Raw genomic sequence first — 21,812 nt, 5'->3', positions numbered from 1 at the left:
TTGTAGGCCAATGCATACTTCTCGTGCATCAGATGCGATGTTCCGCGACGTTCTGGTTGCCCCTGAAGAAGTTGTCCGGGTCGTACTTCGCCTTGACGGCCACGAGCCGGTCGAAGTTCGCGCCGTAGGCGGAGCGAACGCGGTCGGCCTCGTCGTCACCGAGGTTGTTCACGTACACCGCGTCCTCCACCCACGGCCGCAGTGCGGCGTGCAGCTCGCGCGTCCAGCGAATGTTGCGCTCGTCGTCGGCGGAATCGTCCCACTGCGTCAGAATGAGACGGTCCCACTGGTCGTGACGATGCGCGAACGCCGTCTCTGTCGGGGACACCCGCGCCGCCTGCCCGTGCATCTGCTGGAGACCGACCTGTGTGTACGGCGAGGGGCAGGTGGCCGTAAACTCGACCAGCACGTCGATCGCGCCCTGCTCGAGACGGCGGAGGAAGCTCGCCTTCCAGTAATGCCGGCGACCGCGTGGAAACGCGCCATCACCGCCCCGCTGCAGATCCACGAAGCCCATGGGGGCGATGCCGTCGGCGACCGGACGGTCAAGTGACCGCAGCGGCTTGAGCAGCCGCTCACCGACGTCTAGCGGACCGATCCACGCGACGTTGACGCCGACCACCTTGGTACCGTCTTCCGCGGTGAAGAACCCGGCGTTGAGGCTCAGCTCGTCCGGGCAGGCGCGCGCGAACTCGTCGTAGAAGGGCAGCACGTGCTTGGCGCGGGCAAGCGGCCACGCGATCCCACCGCCCACCACGGGCCCAACCTCGTGCAGGCGGTACTCGAAGGAGGTGACCACGCCGAGGTTGGCACCCCCGCCGCGCACCGCCCAGAAGAGGTCGGGATGTTCGGTGGGGGCGGCGACCAGCAGGCGGCCGTCGGCGGTCACGATGTCGACGGATTCGAGATTGTCGCACGACAGACCGTGCTTGCCTCCGAGCCACCCGATGCCGCCGCCCAGGGTCAGACCGGCGATCCCGGTTGCGGAGACAATGCCGGTGGGCGTGGCTAGGCCGAAAGCCTGACAGGCGCGGTCGAGGTCTGCGAGGGTCAAGCCCGCCTCAGCGCGGACCCTCCGCCTCAAGGGATCGACGCGGCAGCCCTTCATCCGCGAGAGATCGATCATCAGCCCGCCGTCGCACACCGCTTTGCCGGACACGTTGTGCCCACCGCCCCGCACGGAGATCTCGAGCGCCTCCGCCCGCTTGAACCCGATGCAGGCGACCACATCGGCCGCGCTCGCACAGCGGGCGATCAGGGCTGGCCGCCGGTCGATCATGGCGTTGAAGATCCGACGCGTAGCGTCGTAGTCGGCGTCCTGGGGAAGCAGGATATCGCCGCGAAGCTTGGAGCGGAAGTCGTCGAGCGCGCATTGCTTGATCATCTTTGTTTTCCTTAATCTCCTACGACACGGCGGTCGTGCGGAAGCGGCTCCGGTAGCCCTTCGGGCTCACGTCCAGCGTTCGCCGAAAGGCCACGCGCATCGTTTCCTGGCTCCCGAACCCGCACGTGGTCGCGACGTCCGGAACACCGCGCGATGTCTCCTCAAGGAGCCGCCGGGCCGCCTCCACGCGCACGCGCTCCACGAAACACCCCGGTGTCATGCCCACCTCGCGCACGAACACGCGGAAGAAGTTGCGCGGGCTCATGTTCACCCGACGCGCGAGCGCTTCCACGGAAAGGTCGGCGCCGGGATGGTCGAGGACCCAGGCCTGCATGTCGCGGAGCGGCTGGCGATCAGCCATCTGCGTGGAGAGCTGGACGCTGAACTGCGCCTGGCCTCCCGGCCGCTTGAGGAAGATGACCATCCACTGGGCCACTGCCAGGGCCACGCGACGGCCAAAGTCCTCCTCCACTAGCGCCAGCACGAGATCTATGCCCGCCGTGGCGCCAGCTGATGTGTAGACACTGCCGTCCCGAACGTAGATGGGATTCGGCTGGACTCTGACGCCAGGAAAGCGCCGCGCCAGCTCGCCGCAAAAGGCCCAGTGCGTCGTCGCACTGCGGCCCTCCAGGAGCCCCGCCTCAGCCAGGACGAACGATCCCGTACAGAGCCCGACCACTCGCCGGGTCCGCGGTGCCATGCGCGCCAGCCAGCGCACGAGCTCCGGGTCGCGCCTCGCGTCGTCGGGCCCGTCGACCCCGGTGACGATCAAAGTGTCGACGGGACCACGGACGGCGCGGTACGACCGATCGACGACGATCCGCAACCCCGGCCAGGCACAAACAGTCTCGACCGGCGACACCACCTCGACGGCGTAGCCCGCATCGGATGCACCGGTATGGCTGGCATGCTCGTTGACGGCATAGAAGATGTCGAGGATGCCACCCACGTCAACGACCTCGTTGCAGGGCATCGCGACCACTACCACACGCGGCATAGCCATCGCCGCCTCCTGTCTCCGGGATACTCGCCGGAACCTCCTTATCATCTCATCTCGGACCCATGTCAGCAATGACAACCACTCCAAGGATCCTGCCAACGGGAACAATGAGGGAAATGGGCAAGGTGGTTGACGCCGAACTGAAGCGGCCCTTGCGCGGCCATGCCGCTACTGGTCCACTGTTCCTGGATTTGCCCATCTCGCGCTCGACGGCAAGCTCGCGGCCATGGCCTATCCGCGCTCGCTCGCCGACTTCGTGTTCGAGACACTGCCGGGATTTGCTCATGGCGACGTTGCCGGACAAGGCGTCGGCGGCATTGGCGTATGAGCAAAGACCGATGAAAGGTTGGATCAAGCCGCCTCCTGTTCAGCGGCGCGATAGCGGCCATAGCCGACCTTTACACCGCACCAATAAACGTCCGATCCGCCGATTAACAGTGCCTCACTAGGCCAACTCAGCAAGTAGCGCGGCGGCTTCTTTCAGGTCGCGCGCATCGAAGCCTTCAGTGAAGCAGCCATAGATCGGCGCGAGCAGGTAGCGGGCGTCGGTGCGCTTGCCGCGATCGCGCCAGAGGCGGGCGACGCTGGTGGCGGCTCGCAATTCCCAAAGCTTCGCGTCCTGTTTCTGCGCTGTTCGTAGCGCGCGGCGCAGCCAGCCTTCGGCATCGTGTCGATCCGACTTGGTGATCAGCGCCTCGGCCATGAGCCGATACAGCTCCGCCTCGTACCACCGCTCGTCGGTTCGCTCGACCAGCTCCAGTGCTTCATTTAACAGGCTGATCGCTTCAGCGGATCGGTTCGCTCGCCTGTGCGCTTCCGCCAGAAGACCAAGATAGTAAGGCACCTTGATCTCGGCACCCGTCGCCCGCTTCGTCGCCAGACCCCACCGCATCCTGCTAATGGCCTCCTCGATGGATCCTCCCACCGCGAGTATGGCCCATCCTCGGAAACAGGTCCCTGTTCCAACGAAGTGGGGAAAACCTTGCTCAGTGGCGAGTGCCACCAGCTCCTCGGCTCGTTCCTCAAGGATCGCGCCGTCGCCGCGAAGTTGGTGAAAGACACAGTTGACGTGCAGAGCGAACGCCAATGTATAAGGCTGCGACAGCTCGCGCGCCCAAGCCAGCGCGCGTCGGCTTTGCGCCAGCGCCTGATCCGCTTGTCCTAGCAGCAGAAGTGACCAGGCGACGAAGCTCTCGCAGGTAACGCAGATGTCGCTGGGTGTCAGCCTCGGAGGTCGGTGCTCAGCCTGATCATAGAAGGTGAGCGCCTGCCTCAGATGGTGGAGCGCACGACTGAAGTCGGCGCGAAACAGATGACTGATGCCCAGGTTCCGATGCGTCATCAGCTTGGTGTCGCTGTCATTTCGGCGTTCGGAAAGCACCGCTAACTCGTCCGCCAGCTGATGAGCGGCGCGGATCTCCGCGCGATTGTGCAAGAACGACCAGGCGCCGCTCAGAGCTATCGCAAGCTGGGGCCCCTCCGGGGCCTCACGGCACAGCTCGCGGGCACGGGCATACGTTTCACCAGCCTGGGGCGATGCCCATCCCTTGGCCGCCACTAGGGCCCCGGCAAGCGCGAGCTGAAGAGAAAGTTCGCTGGACCGTCGCTGCGGACTTTTCGGCAGGCCAGCAAGCAAGTTGAGCGCGTTGCCAAAGTGCGCAGCGGCCTCGGCCATCGTCGAACGTTGGACCGCCAGGCGCCCAGCCTTGTCCCAATACTCGATTGCCTGTTCAACGAGGCCGGCCTTGGCACAATGCTGTGCCATCAGCTCAGGCTGAGCCGCTGCAATCTCCGGAAACTGGCGTTCCAGCGTGATGGCAATCCGGCCATGCAGGTGCTGCCGCCGGGGGCGCAGCAAGGTGCTGTACGCGGCGTCCTGCACCAGCGCATGCTTAAAGGTGTACGTGGCATCGGGCGGCGCGCCGCGCCGGAACACCAGCTCGGCGCGTATGAGCTGCTCCAAAGCGCCCTCCAGCCGCGGTGGCGACATTTCGGCGACGGCACTGATCAGCTCATGGGAAAACTGACGCCCCAGCGTCGCTGCGATCTGCACCACTTCTCGAGTTGGTGCCAATCGGTCGAGCCGGGCCAGAAGCGAGGCCTGGAGCGTTGTTGGGATCGCCAAAGGAACCAGCGGCCCGGTCACGGAGTAATGGTCGCCAGCATCGATCATCCATCCGCTCTCGACGACGGACTTGGTCAGCTCCTCGATGAATAATGGCACGCCATCTGTCCGATCAATGATCTGATCCGCAATCTCCGTGGGCAATGTCTTGCCCCCGGTTACGTTCGCGATCATTTCGGCGCGGTGCCGGGGTGGCAAGCGGCTGAGACTGAGCAAAGTCACATGCGGACGGCCGACCCAGGGGGGCGTGAACTCCGGTCGAAACGTGAGAATTATCAGGATCCGCAGCGTCGCGGCGCGGTCGATCAGCAGATCCAGCGACTCCAGCGTGGTGGGGTCGCTCCAGTGGATGTCTTCCCATAGCATCAGCAGCGGCTGCTGCGCCGCGAGTCCTTCGACCTGCGCAAGTTGCACCTGAAGCGTTTTCTCTTTGCGCTTCTGCGGCGTGAAATTGAGCGGCGGGTAGCGGTCGCCGGTCGGTATCGACAGCAAGTCCGCCAAGAGCGGGACGGCTTCGCTCAGCTCCTGGTTGGCCAGAGCCAGCACCGCAATAAGCTTATCCAAGCGGGTCTCGGCCGTATCCTCGCGGCGAAATCCGGCCGCCTGCTCGAGCTGGGTGATGCTGGGATAAAGCGCACTGTGCTGATGATGTGGCGAGCAGAAATAACGCAACCGCGTGTGCGGCTCCTGGCCCAACTGCTCCAGCAGGGTTTGTGCGATGCGCGACTTGCCGATGCCCGGCTCACCGACGATCAGGACGACGGAACCGTCGCCGGCCTTGGCCCGCTCCCAGCGGCGCGTCAACAATGCGATCTCTTCCTCGCGACCGATCAACGGCGTGCTGGCGGCGCGTAGGGCCTCGAACCGACTACCGACCAGGCTCGCGCCCACGACCCGCCAGACACGCACCGGATAGTGAATTCCCGCGATCGGCAATGTGCCGAGATCGCAATAATCAAACAGGCCGCCAAGCAGACGGCGCGTGTTGTCTGCGATGACAACCGAGTTCGGTTCGGCAAGCCCCTGAAGCCGTGCCGCAAGGTTAGGGGTCTCGCCAATGACCGATTGTTCCTGGGCGGCGCCCTCACCGAGGAGATCACCGACGACCACGAGGCCCGTGGCGATTGCCGACACGCACCCGCAACGAGTTCGCCTGGCCCGCATCGAGGCTCGTCACGGCCTCGATCAAGGCAAGGCCCGCGCGCACCGCTTGTTCGGCGTCCTCCTCATGTGCCTGCGGGTAACCGAAATAAGCCAGCACGCCGTCACCGAGATACTTGGCAACAAAGCCGCCGGACCTGGTGATTACCTCGGCGCAACGGCGGTGATAGGAGCCGATGATGTCGCGCAGTTCTTCCGGATCGAGCCGCGCCGACAATGCCGTGGAACCGACGAGGTCGGCGAACATGACGGTGAGCTGGCGGCGTTCGGCTTCGGGAGCCTTGGCGCCGGAGCGGTCGGGCCCGACCGAATGTTCGGTCGTGTCGCGAAAACTTTCGGCTCGCAACGCGGCGATCGCATCGAGGAGAATACGGCGATGGCCGACCGCCGTCACGCCGAGGTCTCTGAGGTCCTCGGCGGTCAGCTTGGGCAGGATTGCCTCGTCGATCGCGTTTTCCCGGAATGCCTGCTCGTAGCGTTCCAGGCCGAGGCCGCGCAGCCAGGCAGAGATATCCATGCCATTCACCGCACACTTGGCCGCCTCATCCACTGGCTATAGCCGCCGCCACGTCGGCCGGTCCGTTAGCCGTGCGTCGTCGGTCGAGCCGCTCGCGGATCAGACCATCGCACCAGAATGAGAAAGCCAGTTTACCCCACCCCATGAGACGAGACACTTTTTTTGGCCCGTGAAGCGTTGGAACCCGCGGATCAACCCCGGAGCGAGCCCGTGAGGACTCCCGGAGAACGACGCTCACCGTCACGATCCCACCGACGCATCTCGCGCTCGCCGACGGGGTGATCAAGTGAGAGGGCTACTTCCGTTGTTGGCGGCACCTTTGAGACTTGTCCGCCTATCCTGAGAATGTCCGTTCACCGGGGTACACCGGAAGTCGCCGTGGTCCGGTCAAACCGACGCGATTAACCCAAACCGGAAATTGTCAAACCTGGATTAAAGAAAGGGGACAGACTGTTGTTATGCGTCAATCAAGAATCAGACGACTGGTCGTGTTCGCTGCTGCTTTCCGCTTCCTGCGTGCAACGCGGCCCACGCTCCTCGTCCGGATTGCTGGTATGCAGGTAAGTCACGCTTTGGGAGCCAGTCGCCAAAGGCGGCTTGCGAGGCTTGATGGTCGATGGTCCAGTCGTTGAAGAGGTCCGCTGCGGTTGCGCGTATGTGAATGCTACTCAACAAATGGAGGCGTTTGTTTAAGTAGACGGGCAACCAAAGGGTCGAGGTAAGAATTCTAGAAGGGCAATCATGGAGGCATTTGCTCCGACAAAATTGTAACCTGCAACCCATCTGGGAGGAAACCATGAGGTATGATCTCAATTCATCATGCATATGTGGTTGTGTTGTGCTTGCTTTGGCAGCCCCGGCGGCCGCTATCCCGGCCGCGGCGGAAGAAGCGGGCCAATGGTTCGGTCGAGCCGTTCTGGTCACCCTGTCCAGCAAGAGCGTGAAGGTGGAAGACCGGGCTGACCATACGGTGTCGGTCACGGAATTCGACGGCGCCGTGTTCAATGCCGACGGCAAGCCCTTCCTCGACAAAGCCCGCTATCAGGTGGTTGATCTAACGGATGCTGGCACTACCAGCGGCGGCCACAAGACCTTCACAGAGGCCGACGGATCCAAGGTCTTTGCCAAGTACGTCCTGAAAGACGCGAAGCCGAAAGAGTTCCGCGGCACCTTCGAGTTCACTGGCGGCACGGGAAAATATGCAGGGATCACGGGCCGCGGTGAGTACCACGTCGTGCTGGTCAGCGACACGGCCTTGTGGGACGAACTCCGGGGCGAGTACAAGATTCCGGCGCCGACCACCGGGAGCGCCGCGCCTCCACGGTAAACTGCGCGGCCGTCAACGCGGAAGATAAGGCGATCTTGATCGACGCAAAGCGTTAGATCGTCATCAAGGAGCCGAGAATCGTGCGCAGACACTTAAGCTTTGCCGGACATCAAAGGTGAACTAGCGTACGTGCTTTAGCGGAGGTCCGGCGCTGGCCCTTCTGCGAAGTGTCCGCCCACCTCGTCGAGGTCCGGACAGCGGGGTATAGCGGACCCGATTTGCTCACGTTGAGTTCTTCGCATTTTGACCCGTTTCGGACATGGCGGACATCGGCCCACAATCCTGCTATATAACTCTCTAATTTCCCCGGGCCCGGGGGTGCGTGGTGAGCAGTGAGCACGTTGAGCGGCGACTGGCGGCTATTCTGGCGGCAGATGTCGTGGGCTCTTGTCGCCTGATAGGGATCGACGAAGAAGGCACGCTGGCGCAACTCAAAGCTCTTAGGAAGACGCTTTTCGATCCCAAAATCTCTGAGCACCATGGACGTGTCGTCAAGAATACAGGCGACGGTGCCCTCGTTGAGTTCGCCAGTGTGGTCGACGCCGTGCGATGCGCCGATGAAATCCAACGCTGCATGACAGAACAAAATGTCGATGTGCCGCAGGACAAGCGGATCGAACTCCGCATCGGCATTCACGTCGGTGATATTATCATCGCAGATGATGATATTTTCGGCGATGGGGTCAACATCGCCGTGCGCCTCGAAGCCCTCGCCGAGCCCGGCGGCATCGTGGTCTCCGTCAACGCCTATGACTATGTCAAGAACAAGGTGCAGGTTGGGTTCGACGATATCGGTGCTCAAACTCTGAAAAACATCGCCGAGCCAGTGCGGGCCTATCGCATTGGTGGCACGCCTAGCGTCGGAATAACCGTAGACCGAGCTGTGGCCGACAAGCCTTCGGTCGCAGTAATGCCCTTTGACAACATGGGCAGCGGAAAAGAACAGCAATACCTCTGTGACGGAATCAGCGATGATATCATTACCGAGCTGTCACGATTTCGACAAATGCGCGTTTTGGCACGCAATTCCTCGTTCCAATTTCGCGGACCAAATGTCGATGTCGGTCGGGTCAGCCGAGAACTTGGCGTTCAATACATATTGGAAGGTAGCGTCCGGCGACTTGGAGAACGCATTCGCATCACTGCCAAACTTATTGACACGTCAACGGGTCACCATGTGTGGGCAGATCGATTTGATCGGCCTCTGGAAGAGTTATTCGATGTCCAGGATCAGGTGGTTCGGACAATCGTGGGTACTCTCGTAGGACGGCTGCAGGCCGACCGTGTTGATCGTGCCAAGCGCAAGCCACCCACCAGCCTCGTCGCGTATGAATGTGTGCTGCGCGGCGATGCCCTGCCCGTATACAACGAGGTTAGTGAGGCCGAAGCGCGCCGTCTGTTCAGACGAGCTATCGAACTCGACCCCGGGTACGCAAAAGCTTATGCGCTGCTCGCGTTTGCCATTTGTCGCGAATGGTACGTCGACATGAGTGGATCTAATGCCGCATTGGACCAAGCGTTAGAGCTCGCCAAGAGAGCCGTCGAACTCGACGATGGCCAGGAAACGTGTCTAGGGGCTTTGGGTTTTGTGCACATCTATCGCCAATCGTACGAGCTTGCTGAGCACTATTATGCAAGAGCGCTCGCGCTGAATCCGAACAGCCCGACTGTCTTGGCGAACTTAGGTGATCTGTACGTCCGTCTCGGAGACGCCGCAAAAGGCATCGATTACTTGAAGGAAGCGAAAGTTGTCGATCCCTTCTTTGCTCCGAAATGGTATTGGGGGGCAGTGGGCAGAGCGTACTTCGTGACACATCGATATGAGGATGCCATCACGGCCTTCGCTCGTTACCCAAGTACAATGTATTGGGGAGAGGTGTACCTGACGGCTTGCTATGCTTTGACGGGCAACATCGATCGGTCCAAATATCATGCTGCCGAGGTCCTTCGCCTCATGCCTGAGTTCTCAATCTCGCGCTTTATGCCGAAGGATCCGTACAGGCTTTCGAGCGATAGTAAACATCTGGCCGACGCTCTTCGCCAAGCTGGGCTGCCGGAATGAGAGTCGCTTGTTCTGCATTGCTAGTGGATTCGTCGGCTTTTGGCACTTTTCAGACATCGAATCCTGGTGCGCGATGTCCGCTGTTAGGGGAAAAGGAGACGAGAGCAGGGGGACCGTTTGACGTCCGCAGCCAAGGATTTCAGCGGAGTACTGTAACTTCAGTCCGGATCCTTAGATCACAGTTGGAGCCGCTGCCGAGCAGTTCAAGCAGACGACCAGCGCGCATGTTGTCAACCGACAAGGGAACCAAGACGACTTAGCGATAGCGATCGTTAGCTTGCGGAAGCGGAATGGAATGGTAGAAGGTCACTCCTAAAATTTGGAGTGCAAATGGCTAAGAAGAAAACAACGGAACGGCGAGAGTGGACCGCGACGGATATTCATAAACTCAAGGGCCTCGCCAAAAAGAAGGCTGGGGTAGATAAAATTGCGCGAGTCTTGAAGCGCACCGTCGCAGCGACCGCTGTGAAGGCATCCAATCTTGGTGTGTCTCTCGACACGCGAGGGTAAGCTTCCTCCGTATGCTGACCGAGGCCCGCTGGCAGGCACCGGCGGGTTTCAATTTTTTCAGCAATCGTCTGGTGACGATCCGGCTATACTGACGTCCGGCTATCCGGACCAAACTGATGACAAACGTATATTTCAACAGCTTGCTGCCTATAACCGGTGGGCTAACGCCCGCTTGTACGCCGCCGCTCTCGATTTGTCGGATCAGGCCTACCGGCTGCACATCGGCGTGTTCTTCTCCAGTGTGCATGGCACTTTGAACCATCTGCTACTGACGGATCGTATCTGGCTGAAACGACTGACCGGTGAGGGCGACCATCCAAGCCGACTGAATGCTATCCTGTTCGAAGATCGCGCCGAGCTTGTTCGAGCGCGCATAGTTGAGGATGAAAGGCTCATCCGCACAGTCGATTCGTATGACGACGCTGCGCTGGCCAGCATCCACAGTTACAGGACGACATCGGGCATGCCCCACTCCCAAGCCGTTGAGGACATACTCCTGCATTTGTTCAATCATCAGACCCATCATCGCGGGCAGGCCCATGCTTGCTTGTCGATTTTGACCGGTGGCGAGCCCCCGGCCCTTGATCTGTTGGCATTTCAGCGCGGCGCCACCGCGCCCGACTTGACGAAGCTGATCCAGCCCTGAATCAGATCTCCTAGACAAGCTCAACTATCCGAACCTGCGCTTCCGGGTTGGCCTCGATGTACCGTTGCGTAGTCCGAAGGTTCGTGTGTCCGGCAAGCATCTGGACGTCCCGCAGCGAACCACCAACGGTCGAGATCTTCCGTGCGGTATTAGTGATGAATGTGCGCCGACCGCTGTGGCTGGAGCAGCCGTCGAAGCCGATGTGCTGGTACCATCGCCAGAACAAGTTCACGATAGCTTGGGCCGACATCCTGTCGGATCGCTCGCTCTCGATTAGGTAACTGCTACTGGCTATGATGGTCGTCTTGGCATATGCGGCAAGCGCGGTCCTAAGATCATCGTTCATCGGTATGACTCGGCCCGACTGACCCTTGCTGGCTGTGTTCTCCAGGTAGATGGCCTGCCCGATCTGACCCCTGGCATCCGTGACCATTCTCCAGCTTAAGCTGGCAATCTCCTTAGCTCTTAAGCCGGCCTTTGCCGAAAGCAGGAAAATGACCCGGTTTCTCGTCGGCCACCGCGTTTTGGCCAAGTAGCCCAGGACGGCCTCGACCTGCCCCCTAGTCAACGTCTTCGCTTGTTTTCCTAGTCCCACTACGTCCTCCAAACCGGTTATTTATCGGCAGCAGGGCGCTGGACTATAATCAGTCGGGAGCGGTCGTACATGCCGACCGGAAAATACTAGTTGGAAGTCCAACGGCTTGGACGGACTGATTATACAAGAGTAATTCTATCATCAGTTTCGGTCTGACCTCGGTGTTGACGCTAGCACTGATCGACGCGGGCTCTCTGACCTCAGCTAAGCGGCGCCGTCGAAGTGCGGGGGATCAACTGTGTCCGCTCGACTGTCCGCGCTGCGGAGTGCGCGCGGATCCCCCGCCCATTGCAGGCGGCACTTCCCAGTTCAGGACGACATTTGGGGCAGGACACCGCTGGTGATTGTCTAAGTCGCGCAGCAACATACATTTGCCGTTCCAAACGTGCACAATGGAGCTATTCTGGCAAGCTCCATGGAATCAAAGCCAATGCCTCTCATCTACCTTTCAGGACCTATTACTGGGACTTCCGCACGCGAGGACAATTGGCGGGTCGCTGCGCGGCGCAAATTGTCTCCTGCCTTTGCGTTCTTTGATCCATCACTTCAATCGCCCGATAGACGTGTCGGCTATTTGCAGTCTTCAACACCATCCGAAGACCTAGAACGGCTTAGACATGGCAAATTCATTGCAGATCGCAATCGTCATCAGCTAGCGAAGAGCGATGTGCTTCTATGTAACTTTCTTCATACGAAGGACCGCGTCTCAATCGGATCGGTCGGCGAAATCCATTGGGCGAACGCTTTCAATATTCCCATCATAATCATACGCGAACGCCAAGGAAACGTTCATGACCACGCGATTTTAAACGCTATCGCAAGTGAGTTGTGTTTTAACTTGATGACGCTTGCCGCGTGCTACTTGGAATGTTTAACAAGGAAAGGAAACGGCGCATCTCACAATGAGCTGATTATGTACCCGGCCTTCGTAGCCCTATTTTTGGTGGTTCTGCTGGAGGGGCTTGCGCTCCTGTCCGATATTAAAAAGCCCTTCCCCCGACACGTTGACCGGCTAAAAGCCGCGACCGTCCGACTCTATGATCTGATCTCGAGTCCGCCGTTTCTGCGTCATTGGCAGTTTATGCGGCCCTTCTTTTCCCTGACAGTAGCAAAGTTGTTCATCACATGGTTTGCAGTCGTCCCCGTGGCTGCGCATCTGCTATCGAAAGCGCCCGATACGATAAAGGTTCCACAAAATTGCAACTGGACCGTTGAACTAGGCCCAATCTCCGGTCCAGACGATTCGACGAAAACCCCTTCCAAGAACTGGGCGAATGCCGAGAGCCGCTGTGCATTCTTGGAATTTCCAATCGCACTTCCATTTAACTGGCAACTGCTTTGGTTTGCGTCATTCCTATTTTTCATGGCCTTTGCCATTTACTCGATTGCTTGTCCCGGATTCATCAAACGCTATCCAAACTACACAACTTACCTTTCAATCGGCCACGCAGTCCGTTGGATCGTGTGGGAGTTTCATTACATGGATACGGATACGGATACGCCCGATGGTGTCCGCAATGCTGTTGAACGTCGACTCATTACCAAGAAATATGCCGAACCTACTAGCGAACCTCCTACATCAGAACCCGTAGTAACGGCAGAGAGTACTTACGTTGTTTTCCGACACGAGAACCAAAACTATCGCTTCGGCTCACCGGCCGAAAATATCGATGGACGTCAACGAGTGTGGGAGCAAGATGTCTTTTGGGAAGTTCTTGGGGGATGGGCAAAGTCTCGCCCGCTCTTTGCCCGAACGATCCAAGGGCTACTTTTGAGCGCTGGACTTATAACATTTTACATAATTTGCGAAAACATTTGGGCTGCTTTGCAATACATATTCCGCGCGATCTGAAAAAGCGATCAAATGATCCAAGCACATCTAGACTCGCCGCTTAACATTACGAGTCAATTCTCACACTGCAGCCTCCCACTCCGTCTTGACGCATATAGAGGGTGCAGCTTCGCGTGCAATTATTGCTTTGCGCGTGCTCGCGGCGGAAATTCTCCGTCGCAGCGGATTGTCACTGCGAATCCTAACTATCTGACGAACATATTTGGTCAGATCGATAAAGGTCATGTGGAAAGCACAATTCGTCAATTCCTCGCACGCCGGGTGCCCGTCCATTTCGGAGGGATGAGTGACCCTTTTCAACCAAGAGAGCGCCGTGAAGGCGTATCTCTTAGCTTTATGAGGGAGCTGCGGAACAGAAACTATCCAACGGTAATTAGCACTAAGAGTGCGATGGTTTCAGAGTCACCGTATAGCAACCTTCTCGCGAGCGGTTGGCATGTTGTCGTTCAATTCTCATTGACGAGTACTGAAGACAGAAGAGCGGTTCAACTAGAGCCGCACGCTACGCCGCCTTCGCTTGTCTTGAAGTCAATGGAGCAGTTGGCCAATATGGGAGTCCGTGTGTCCGCGCGCTGGCAACCATTTATCGAGACACTCGCGGAGCACCCGGAACTATATGTTCGACGCATTGCGGATGCAGGCGCATTTCATCTTTCCCTGGAGCATCTAAAGGTCCCTCTTGAGGACAGAGGCTGGGCGAGCACAAGAGCGGGCATTTCAATGCCTGCTTTGAAACGTCAATATCAGGAACGAGGCGCATGGAGGGACGGTCGAGAGTACGTACTTCCGTCGGTCCAAAAGCAGTCAACTATTCTGCAGTTGCGGGCGCTTACTCATCGTTACAAGATGACATTTGGGGCCGCAGATAACGATTTCCAATTTCTCTCTGACGGTGAGGCATGCTGCAGTGGAGTCGACCAATTTGCGGGCTTTGAGCGCGTATTTAAGCACCAAATCGCTCTTGCAGTTAAGAGAGGCGCGCGCAACGGTGTCATCAAGTTGGGGAATATTGACAAAGAGTGGTGCCCCGATAGCTCGATCGATCGCTATCTGAACTCGCGGAGCCGTATCGGCTCCCGGGGTGCGATTGAAGGCACGATCCGAAACCATGTAGCGGCACGTTGGGAAAACATCGGCTCCTCCGGAAATCCTTCCCGTTACTTTGGAGTCACAGATACTGGCCGACGTGATAGAAGTGCAAATCGTATCTTTCGTATGGATCCGATCTGCTAGTACACTGATCGAACTTGTCAGCCGGTAGGTGCAACCTCTAGGATGTCCTAGGGGGCTTTCATGGCAGAAATTCGGCTCGACAGATTCGAAGACGATACAATCGTCCTGCACTTCGGCGGACCGGCCGAAAGTATCGATGCCTATACGCTCGCGGAGGCTTTGATTGGTTTTGCCGATACCGCGCGAGCGATCAGCGAGACAATCGAGCCCGGCACCGAAATCGAAATCGTTGTCGAAGCGGCGGGCCCGGGCAGTTACCGTACACAGCTCCGGCGCGTCAAAAAGGACTACGGCGGGCTCATTACGATCACCGGCACCGTATTCTGGGGCGTTGTGTCTAACGTGGTGTACGACGCAACGCTAAAAACCGACCCGAAGCCCGAAATCACCGTCAAGAGCGACGAGGTAATCATTAAGCACGGCAACGACACGATCATCGTGCCGCGCACGGTGTACGAGCACGCGAAGAACGCCGAAAAGAACCCGGCCGTGCAAAGCGGATTGAGCCGTACGTTCGCCGCGTTGGAAGCAGACAAGACCGTGACGGACTTCGGTATCACCGATCTCGATCCACGACCCAGACCCACCCATCAAAATCCCGCGCGCCGAATTTCCGAAGAACGTATCATTTACGACGCTGCCAGAAGAACAGCCAAAAGAGCGCGTGCAGACGATGCGCGCGCGTCTCATTGTGCTCAAGGCGTGGCTCAATCATGCAAAACGCAAATGGTCCTTTGAGTGGAATGGTGTGCCGATGTCTGCGCCGATCCGTGATACAGCCTTTCTCGACAAGCTGGACCGCCGAGAAATACTGTTTGGCTCCGGCGACGCGCTCGACGTGGAGCTGACGTTCAAGCAGCAATTCGATAGCGTTCTTGGTGTATATGTAAATGACCAGAATTCGTTCGTAGTCACTCGCGTCATTCGACCCATACCGAGGAGCTGACGAAAAGGTAAGTCGATTGCGCTCCTGTGCAGAGGATCAAAGTCGAGATTGCAAAATGCGACCTTGTTTGCTTTGCTGCATACGCTCCATGCATTACCTTTTTCGCCAGCGTGGGGGACACCTGTGCATATCAGAATTTCGACCTTCCATGCGATCCTCCCGATGCTTGTTTTGGGGCTTTTATGGATGACGACGGCCAGCGCTCAGCCGGCGCTGCCGACGATCGATCCATTCAACAATCGGCATGCGCTCGTCATTGGCAATGGTGCCTACCGAAGCTCGCCTCTCAGCAATCCGGTTAACGACGCCACAGATATGGCAGGCGCTTTGCGAAGTGTGGGCTTCAAGGTCACGTTGGGCAAAGATCTAGACGTGCGCCAGATGCGGCTCACCATCCAGCAATTTGTCAGTTCACTGCCGGTGGGAGCGGCCGCGTTCGTCTTCTATGCCGGGCACGGAGTGCAGCATGGCGGTCAGAACTATCTGCTGCCGGTAGACGCGATCGGTCAGGTTTCCGCGCCTCGTGACCTTGACCGGGCGGCGATCGCCGTCAGCGATCTGCTCCGTGATCTCGAAGGAGCCAAGTCGGCCATCACAGTCCTACTTCTTGATGCATGCCGGAACTCGCCGTTTTCCACGATCGAGGGCATCGAATCGGGGCTGGCTCGTACTGTTCCTCGGGCATCAAGAGCTGCCGACCAGGTAAAGTCGCCCGGAGGTACACCAGCGAATCTGGAGGGCGTTCTAATTTCTTACTCGACGGCCCCGAATTCTGTGGCGGCAGACGGGTCCGGTCGAAACAGCCCGTATACTAGTTACCTCAAGCGATACATCGCCAGCCCAAACACGACGCTGGAGACGATTCTGAAATCCACGCGTGCGGGGGTCACCAAGGACAGCCAAGGGATGCAGACGCCCTGGTATGAATCCTCCATCATTGGAGACTTCTTCCCCGCGGGCAGCGATCAAATTTCCATCGAAGCGCTGCTTGGCATGTATCTGCCCGACAGGGATCAGAACTTCATTCCAAGCGCGACCTACACGATGGCGTGGGATCCGGCAGTTCGCTCTCCGATCAAATGGCATCACGCCGGGCTCAAGAGTGGCCCCAATCTGAGCGATGTCAAAATGGATACAATGTCCTCAAGCTGGACTGCACCGTTTAGCCGCACCGGCGATGTCATCATTACGGTCGACGGTAAGCCAACTCACACTATTCTTGAACGGACGCGGAAGCCGGTGAGGTGGAAGGTCACCATGCTTGGAGCAAGGAATGGAGCCTTGGTCATTGGCCTTAGCAACGATGTCTGGTCGAACGAGTTTAGTGGCTTCGGTGACAGGGGATTTCTGTCGGAAGACAAGGCCTGTCGCAAAGACGTTTCGACAGTGTACGCTATTAACCTGCAAGAAAAGATTCCCGCTTGGTTGGGAGAGAGCAGATCCTGCGGCTCAGCCGGATGCGGATACGAATATCAACTCTTCACCGATCGGAATGAGAAGGCCCGCTTTGGCTGCCGTTGACGTTGCGCCGATGCTTCCTTCAGCCGCCGCGCCTTCTGCCCAATCTCGATGCCTACGTCCTCGCGACACGCAAGGTCTGTGCGGGAGAGCTTCCCAAGCTGCATGTTCAGCCAAAGCTTGTCTGTTCCCTGCAGAAGCGACCAGAACTCGTGCGGCTAACCGGCCATACGCATGCTTATAAAGCAGGTAGTGCTGGTAAGCAGCGGAAGCGGCAGAGTCCTGCTGGACAGCGATCGCAGCCGTTGCTTGAGACAAGATTATTGATCACGCCGCGCTCGGCGAACTTGGCATGTACAGTGTCATGCACGTGATTAGGATCAGCGAGGTTTTATCCAACCATGGAGAACCTCGATGCCCGTCCTCAAGTCGCTCTCATTCACCGCTCTTCCCAAAACGACAAACGATCCCGTCCAACAGCGCCGCGTCAAGTTCGTCACCAAGCTCGAGGAGCAGAAACTGCTCCTAAAAGATCCCAACCACGTTCGAACCGTCCAGAGATGGACTAAGGTCAACGGGGAGCGACGGGCTACCACGAAGCAGCAGGCCGTCCGGCCCTGGTGGAAGACTGACCCATCGGGTCAGGTGGTGATGTCGATCAAGTTCGGCGCCAAGCCCATTGAGTTCGAGAAGGGCAAGGCAGGTATCGCCATCCCGTCCAAGGACAAGCTCCCGACCGTGATCGATACCCTGATTGCGGCAGTCCGCGCCGGAGAATTGGACGAGTTGTTCAGCCAAGCGGCCAAGACCGGTTCGATCGGCAAGACCCGAAGGGCGGCATGATAGTAAGAGCCGGGCTGTGGTTGCGTCCACAGCCCGGCTTTGTCGTCTCTAGACGGCAATCGGTCGGGTCACACCGGTTTTACTCGGTAAAAGTGACGGTGCGGGCACCGATAAATCTAGCCGGGCTTCTCGTAGGCCTGCAGAAGAACTCGGCCCATTTGCACATCGTTGGAGAGCTAGAGTTCTAGGGAATCCGCTCAAGCCGGAATCGGCTTACGGGGAGGCACGTATTTGGAAATTCTCAGGAGTCTCCTGGATCGAGAAGCGAACGGGGCCTTGAACGTCTGCCGGCACCTTCGCCCAGAGGTAAGCAGAACCCTGGTCCAACACGAGGAATTCGACCACGAAGCCCGCGCGGACAACGAGATTGGCGAGATCATCCGGTGGTATTAGGCCGTAAGCCCTGTCGCGGGATCACGCATCCGCTTCTTGCCGCAAAACTCTTCCAGCATCTCGACTGACATTGCCATATTGGCCGCCAGTTCAAGGCCAACTCCTTCGGAAAGTCTCATGGTTCGTCAAAACGACTGCGTCTGCAGTTTTGGACGGCGTGGTCTGGCGCAATGCAGGCTGTAGAGGTTAGGTGACGAGGCGGAAGCAGCAGAAGAATGGAGCGAGGTAAAACGATTGGCTCTTAAAACTTCTCTCCCGCCATAAGTAGGCCCGACGTCTGCTCTTGAGCTCTGACTAATAGTTCTCCGTTGAGGGCCTTTTCGTTTGGAAACGGATCAACGGATGAAAGCAAACGAGAAAATGCAAAGGGCCGAGATTTTGGAAAGTTGCAAACTTTTGTTTCACTTGCGGAATAGAGTGCGTAGCCCTCTTTCGCGCAACCGCCGGTGGTGACCAGTTTATCGGCAAGTTTGAATCCGACATAAGTACGCCGAAGTGACTTATCACTGGCTCGCACTGCCGCTATTGCCAGATTGGGTATCAAAAGTGCGACAAGCGGTTGGCTTTCCTGTTCTGCCTCTTTCTTATGTAGCCTTTCGATTGCGACTTCTATTGGGGTACTTGCATCGAATGGCATTCCAATTGATTTGAGCATTTCGTTCGACAACGAAAAGTCCTTGGCCGCCACGCCAATAGCCAGTGGCATAAATAGGTCCTTTCGGTCGAGAGCAATCAAGCTCACGATGTAAAGCGTCGTGTCGTATATCAAATGCCGCACCGGTTGTCCTTCATGGTTTTTCTTGTCTGACGAGGAATAGAACGGTGCGAAAAAAGTATCCTCTTTATTTGAGAGTCTTCTATCGTGAATAGGTATTGGTAGTTGCTTCGAGAAGTATTCAAAAGGCGTCTTCGTTGTTACGACCATCGGGTCGAAGCCGGGCGCGATCACTCGCTTGTCCGGTGGGGCCGGCTGTGCGTTTCGCCTGACATTCGGGTCGCCGACAATGACGGTGTAAGCCGCTAGAGCAAACACCATCCCCAGAAGCGTCATCACGAGAATGAATCGCTGGCTCTGTGCCAGATGGGTCCATCGAAACGTTAGAACGAGGACGAGCGAAAGAAAGAAAAGTATCGACACCACAAAGCCCGCCATGCCGAGGCTGTCTATAGCTTTGCTTACAATGCCTTGTACGAACGAAAAATCGAGGATGTCAGCCTGGACCATCTTTATTCTTCCCCACCATCCAGCTCTGGTTGCATTCTTGTGCTATCTTGATGGCAATGCAATCGATTTATGGTTTCGTAGTCAACAGCGGGATAGCTACCGGTCAGACACCATTGAAATCCCCGAGGGTTACGACTTCTCGCAGTATGAAACGCTCCGCACCATCGAGCTCTACGATAACGGCCGGTTCGTAAACGGCAACAAAGACGGACTTGAACGCAGAAGCCGTTTTTCAATATCGTTTTATTCCGTAAGAGCGTCGCAACGCGCGCCACGGACGTCGACAGCAAGGATGTGCAGATCCAGAGCGACTGCAATACCAAGACGAGCTACGCGGAGACGTTTCTGCTCTCAACCTCAAGAGCTGAAATTGGATGAAGCTTGCGGGCTTTGACATCCTTCCTCAACATGCTGCGTCCGATCCTGCAGTGGGGCGCAAGCGGATGCCGGTGCTCAAGGACACGCAGACCGCAATCGAGGCGGCTTATCTTGATTTCGAGACGCTGGCTGGTGGGCTGTATTCGCCGCCCAAGGACACGCCGTCTGACATCGTCGCCAGCATGGCGAAATCGGTGAAGGAGATTCTGAGCGAACCGGCGGTGGCGGCCAACCTGCAGGAGACGCAGCAAATGATGCTGCTCGCCGACGGCAGGGAGTTCTCGACGTTCTTCGCCAAGCACACCAGCATCTCGGGCCAGGTCGTCAAGGCTTAGCGGCATAACCCGGAGACTCGCTTTTCGTCATGGGCGGGCATCAGCCCTGCTATCAACGCTTTTCCAACCGTCCAGCGATGGATGAAGGTCAACGGCGATCGTCAGGCCACGACCAAGCAGCAGGTAGTCCGGCCCTGGTGGAAGACCGACCCTTTGGGCCAGGTGGTGATGTCCATCAAGTTCGGAGCCAAGGCCATCGAGTTCGAGAAGGGCAAGGCCGGCATCGCCGTCCCGTCCAAGGACAAGCTCCCGACTGTGATCGATACCCTGATCGCCGCTGTCCGTGTCGGGGAGCTGGATGAGTTGTTCAGCCAAGCAGCCAAGACCGGCACCATCGGCAAGCCGCGCAAGGCCGCCTAGGGGCGATCCGGTCGAGCGGCCAAGGGTTTTTGATCGCTCGACCTCCCCAAGAGGCTTTGCGCTTGCCTTTTCAGTGGCGTCAACAGCTCGGCCCAATTGTTGTGTTTCGGGTCTGATGATAGGCTTGGCGCGCTTCTGGGGGCGAGCAGGATACGCAGATTCCGGTTACTTCTGATATTCGTGCTGGTCGGCTTGGGAGCCGAGGCTCACGCTTCAGGTAGGCGGGTCGCGCTTGTCATCGGAAATTCGGCCTACCAGGGAGTTTCCCCTATCCAATCCGGCTAAGGATGCAGCCGTGGTTGCTAACCTTTTGCAGGAAGCCAAATTCGATTCCGTAGAATTGCGTCAGAACTTGAGTGTTTCGGATTTGAGGAGAGCAGTAAGCGAGTTCTTCGATCAAGCTACGAATGCTGAAGTTGCTATAGTCTACTATGCGGGTCATGGAATTGAGGTTGACGGCGTAAACTATTTGATTCCTGTTGACGCTGCTTTGGTTCGTGATCGGGACGTTTACGACGAGGCGATTTCTCTAGATCGCGTTTTGCAAGCTGTGGAGTCGGCAAAAAAGCTCCGGCTAGTGATTCTTGACGCTTGCCGCGATAACCCATTTGCAAAATCAATGAAGAAAACCTTCTCTTCCCGCGCGATATCGCGAGGTTTAGTCGGCATTGAGCCAGCCAAACCAAACACGCTGATCGCTTTTGCCGCCAAAGCCGGCTCGACTGCTAGTGATGGGGACGGTGCACACAGTCCGTTCACTACCGCCCTGCTGCGGCACCTGACCACCCCGGGTCTCGACCTTCGCAAAGCATTCGGCAGGGTTAGAGACGAAGTGCTGACAGCGACCAACGATAGCCAGGAACCTTTCGTATATGGATCGCTAGGGGGTGCAGATGTGTCCCTCGTTCCCAGTCCCTTCGACGGTAAGGCAGGAGTCGATCAGACTACCGAGATACGCAGGAATTATGAGCTTGCCGAGCGGATTGGGACCACGGAGGCATGGGATACATTATCGCGAACCACCGCGACTCTTACTACGTCGGGTTAGCGAACGCCCAACGCAACAAGCTAACAGTCAAGCTGGGCCAAGGGACCGCTGATAAGACGCAGCAAGCGCCAGACGCTACAGTTCAGGTGAAAACTGTCGAGAGCGACGGCAAATTCAAAGCGACCAGCGGTAAGAACCTGAAATCTGAACGACCTAAGGTTGCTTCAATCCAAGGCATCCCGGAAACTTCGAAACAGGCTCTTCGAACGCCATCCTCGCTCGAATATCGTTCGTTTTGCAGTCATAGGCGAGCCGTGTGTCTTGCAAAAGCAGCTGGAAGAGATTGGGTCGCCGGAATGTGCAGATCTGAATATCCCCGCTGTATTTCGAGCGGGATTTGGCACGGCCCTAGTGGAAAGACGTGGTCAGCATCAGGCGGTTAGCTTTCTCACGGCAGCCATCGGCGCACGAAAA

At 57.8% G+C, this 21,812-nt stretch carries 19 protein-coding genes; 12 read left to right on the top strand and 7 right to left on the bottom strand.

Annotation, left to right across the window (positions count from 1 at the left end):
• Window positions 1-28: 28 nt before the first annotated feature.
• From ACFXS9_RS32230 to ACFXS9_RS32215, 4 genes are all read right to left on the bottom strand, one after another.
• Window positions 29-1,384 carry an FAD-binding oxidoreductase gene (locus tag ACFXS9_RS32230; protein ID WP_392696097.1) on the bottom strand — a complete coding sequence of 452 codons (1,356 nt, stop codon included), beginning with the start codon at window positions 1,382-1,384 and terminating at the stop codon, window positions 29-31.
• A gap of 19 nt (window positions 1,385-1,403) precedes the next feature.
• Window positions 1,404-2,387: a GlxA family transcriptional regulator gene (locus tag ACFXS9_RS32225; RefSeq protein WP_392696095.1), complete on the bottom strand. Its 984-nt coding sequence runs from the start codon at window positions 2,385-2,387 to the stop codon at window positions 1,404-1,406.
• 442 nt (window positions 2,388-2,829) lie between these two features.
• Window positions 2,830-5,643: an AAA family ATPase gene (locus tag ACFXS9_RS32220; protein ID WP_392696092.1), complete on the bottom strand. Its 2,814-nt coding sequence runs from the start codon at window positions 5,641-5,643 to the stop codon at window positions 2,830-2,832.
• Window positions 5,606-6,220, bottom strand: a complete 615-nt coding sequence (locus ACFXS9_RS32215; protein WP_392696090.1) for an adenylate/guanylate cyclase domain-containing protein — start codon at window positions 6,218-6,220, stop codon at window positions 5,606-5,608. The genes ACFXS9_RS32220 and ACFXS9_RS32215 overlap by 38 nt, the downstream gene beginning before the upstream one ends.
• Window positions 6,221-6,983: 763 nt before the next feature.
• Here ACFXS9_RS32215 and ACFXS9_RS32210 point away from each other — a divergent pair.
• From ACFXS9_RS32210 to ACFXS9_RS32195, 4 genes are all read left to right on the top strand, one after another.
• Window positions 6,984-7,514, top strand: coding sequence for a hypothetical protein (locus ACFXS9_RS32210; protein WP_392696088.1), 531 nt, complete (start codon window positions 6,984-6,986; stop codon window positions 7,512-7,514).
• A gap of 325 nt (window positions 7,515-7,839) precedes the next feature.
• Window positions 7,840-9,576 carry an adenylate/guanylate cyclase domain-containing protein gene (locus ACFXS9_RS32205; RefSeq protein WP_392696086.1) on the top strand — a complete coding sequence of 579 codons (1,737 nt, stop codon included), beginning with the start codon at window positions 7,840-7,842 and terminating at the stop codon, window positions 9,574-9,576.
• Between the two features lie 330 nt (window positions 9,577-9,906).
• A complete protein-coding gene (locus ACFXS9_RS32200) occupies window positions 9,907-10,086 on the top strand; it encodes a hypothetical protein (RefSeq protein WP_392696083.1) in 180 nt (59 codons plus the stop codon).
• Between the two features lie 88 nt (window positions 10,087-10,174).
• On the top strand, window positions 10,175-10,732 hold the full coding sequence (locus ACFXS9_RS32195; RefSeq protein ID WP_392700132.1) for a DinB family protein: 558 nt from the start codon (window positions 10,175-10,177) through the stop codon (window positions 10,730-10,732).
• A gap of 10 nt (window positions 10,733-10,742) precedes the next feature.
• Here the strand turns inward: ACFXS9_RS32195 and ACFXS9_RS32190 are convergent, their stop codons facing one another.
• Complete coding sequence (locus ACFXS9_RS32190) at window positions 10,743-11,327, bottom strand: tyrosine-type recombinase/integrase (protein ID WP_392696080.1); 585 nt, start codon at window positions 11,325-11,327, stop codon at window positions 10,743-10,745.
• Between the two features lie 430 nt (window positions 11,328-11,757).
• On the opposite strand from ACFXS9_RS32190, the gene ACFXS9_RS32185 reads away from it, so the two are divergent.
• The 5 genes from ACFXS9_RS32185 (at window position 11,758) to ACFXS9_RS32165 (ending at window position 17,659) form a co-directional block, all read left to right on the top strand.
• Window positions 11,758-13,179 (top strand): hypothetical protein, encoded by a 1,422-nt coding sequence (locus tag ACFXS9_RS32185; protein ID WP_392696078.1) that lies wholly within the window; start codon window positions 11,758-11,760, stop codon window positions 13,177-13,179.
• A gap of 531 nt (window positions 13,180-13,710) precedes the next feature.
• Window positions 13,711-14,412 carry a hypothetical protein gene (locus ACFXS9_RS32180; RefSeq protein WP_392696076.1) on the top strand — a complete coding sequence of 234 codons (702 nt, stop codon included), beginning with the start codon at window positions 13,711-13,713 and terminating at the stop codon, window positions 14,410-14,412.
• 60 nt (window positions 14,413-14,472) lie between these two features.
• Window positions 14,473-15,150, top strand: coding sequence for a hypothetical protein (locus ACFXS9_RS32175; protein WP_392696074.1), 678 nt, complete (start codon window positions 14,473-14,475; stop codon window positions 15,148-15,150).
• 256 nt (window positions 15,151-15,406) lie between these two features.
• The gene (locus tag ACFXS9_RS32170) at window positions 15,407-16,879 is read left to right on the top strand and encodes a caspase domain-containing protein (protein WP_392696071.1); all 1,473 of its coding nucleotides are present in this window, start codon (window positions 15,407-15,409) and stop codon (window positions 16,877-16,879) included.
• A 351-nt stretch (window positions 16,880-17,230) separates the two neighbouring features.
• Window positions 17,231-17,659 (top strand): DUF6641 family protein, encoded by a 429-nt coding sequence (locus ACFXS9_RS32165; protein ID WP_392696069.1) that lies wholly within the window; start codon window positions 17,231-17,233, stop codon window positions 17,657-17,659.
• 389 nt (window positions 17,660-18,048) lie between these two features.
• Here ACFXS9_RS32165 and ACFXS9_RS32160 read toward each other — a convergent pair whose 3' ends face one another.
• Both ACFXS9_RS32160 and ACFXS9_RS32155 read right to left on the bottom strand, forming a co-directional pair.
• Complete coding sequence (locus tag ACFXS9_RS32160) at window positions 18,049-18,171, bottom strand: hypothetical protein (protein WP_392696066.1); 123 nt, start codon at window positions 18,169-18,171, stop codon at window positions 18,049-18,051.
• 122 nt (window positions 18,172-18,293) lie between these two features.
• Window positions 18,294-19,277 carry a hypothetical protein gene (locus tag ACFXS9_RS32155; protein ID WP_392696064.1) on the bottom strand — a complete coding sequence of 328 codons (984 nt, stop codon included), beginning with the start codon at window positions 19,275-19,277 and terminating at the stop codon, window positions 18,294-18,296.
• 374 nt (window positions 19,278-19,651) lie between these two features.
• On the opposite strand from ACFXS9_RS32155, the gene ACFXS9_RS32150 reads away from it, so the two are divergent.
• The 3 genes from ACFXS9_RS32150 to ACFXS9_RS32140 all read left to right on the top strand — a co-directional run bounded on the left by ACFXS9_RS32150 (window position 19,652) and on the right by ACFXS9_RS32140 (window position 21,398).
• The gene (locus ACFXS9_RS32150; protein ID WP_392696062.1) at window positions 19,652-19,990 is read left to right on the top strand and encodes a hypothetical protein; all 339 of its coding nucleotides are present in this window, start codon (window positions 19,652-19,654) and stop codon (window positions 19,988-19,990) included.
• 81 nt (window positions 19,991-20,071) lie between these two features.
• A complete protein-coding gene (locus ACFXS9_RS32145; protein WP_392696059.1) occupies window positions 20,072-20,350 on the top strand; it encodes a hypothetical protein in 279 nt (92 codons plus the stop codon).
• Between the two features lie 232 nt (window positions 20,351-20,582).
• The gene (locus ACFXS9_RS32140; RefSeq protein ID WP_392696056.1) at window positions 20,583-21,398 is read left to right on the top strand and encodes a caspase domain-containing protein; all 816 of its coding nucleotides are present in this window, start codon (window positions 20,583-20,585) and stop codon (window positions 21,396-21,398) included.
• The last annotated feature ends 414 nt before the right edge of the window (window positions 21,399-21,812 follow it).

The organism is Bradyrhizobium sp. RDI18, assembly GCF_043203335.1.
In the GTDB taxonomy this organism is placed as follows: Bacteria; Pseudomonadota; Alphaproteobacteria; order Rhizobiales; family Xanthobacteraceae; genus Bradyrhizobium; species Bradyrhizobium retamae.
The sequence above is the reverse complement of the archived record's forward strand: the minus strand, read 5'-3'. Positions and strand labels throughout refer to the sequence as shown.

Coding starts and splice junctions, on each gene's coding strand:
- ACFXS9_RS32230 (WP_392696097.1), bottom strand. CDS start 1,384: ATGATCAAGCAATGCGCGCTCGACGACTTCCGCTCCAAGCTTCGCGGC.
- ACFXS9_RS32225 (WP_392696095.1), bottom strand. CDS start 2,387: ATGGCTATGCCGCGTGTGGTAGTGGTCGCGATGCCCTGCAACGAGGTC.
- ACFXS9_RS32210 (WP_392696088.1), top strand. CDS start 6,984: ATGAGGTATGATCTCAATTCATCATGCATATGTGGTTGTGTTGTGCTT.
- ACFXS9_RS32200 (WP_392696083.1), top strand. CDS start 9,907: ATGGCTAAGAAGAAAACAACGGAACGGCGAGAGTGGACCGCGACGGAT.
- ACFXS9_RS32185 (WP_392696078.1), top strand. CDS start 11,758: ATGCCTCTCATCTACCTTTCAGGACCTATTACTGGGACTTCCGCACGC.
- ACFXS9_RS32180 (WP_392696076.1), top strand. CDS start 13,711: ATGGAGCAGTTGGCCAATATGGGAGTCCGTGTGTCCGCGCGCTGGCAA.
- ACFXS9_RS32175 (WP_392696074.1), top strand. CDS start 14,473: ATGGCAGAAATTCGGCTCGACAGATTCGAAGACGATACAATCGTCCTG.
- ACFXS9_RS32165 (WP_392696069.1), top strand. CDS start 17,231: ATGCCCGTCCTCAAGTCGCTCTCATTCACCGCTCTTCCCAAAACGACA.
- ACFXS9_RS32160 (WP_392696066.1), bottom strand. CDS start 18,171: ATGAGACTTTCCGAAGGAGTTGGCCTTGAACTGGCGGCCAATATGGCA.
- ACFXS9_RS32155 (WP_392696064.1), bottom strand. CDS start 19,277: ATGGTCCAGGCTGACATCCTCGATTTTTCGTTCGTACAAGGCATTGTA.
- ACFXS9_RS32150 (WP_392696062.1), top strand. CDS start 19,652: ATGAAGCTTGCGGGCTTTGACATCCTTCCTCAACATGCTGCGTCCGAT.
- ACFXS9_RS32145 (WP_392696059.1), top strand. CDS start 20,072: ATGAAGGTCAACGGCGATCGTCAGGCCACGACCAAGCAGCAGGTAGTC.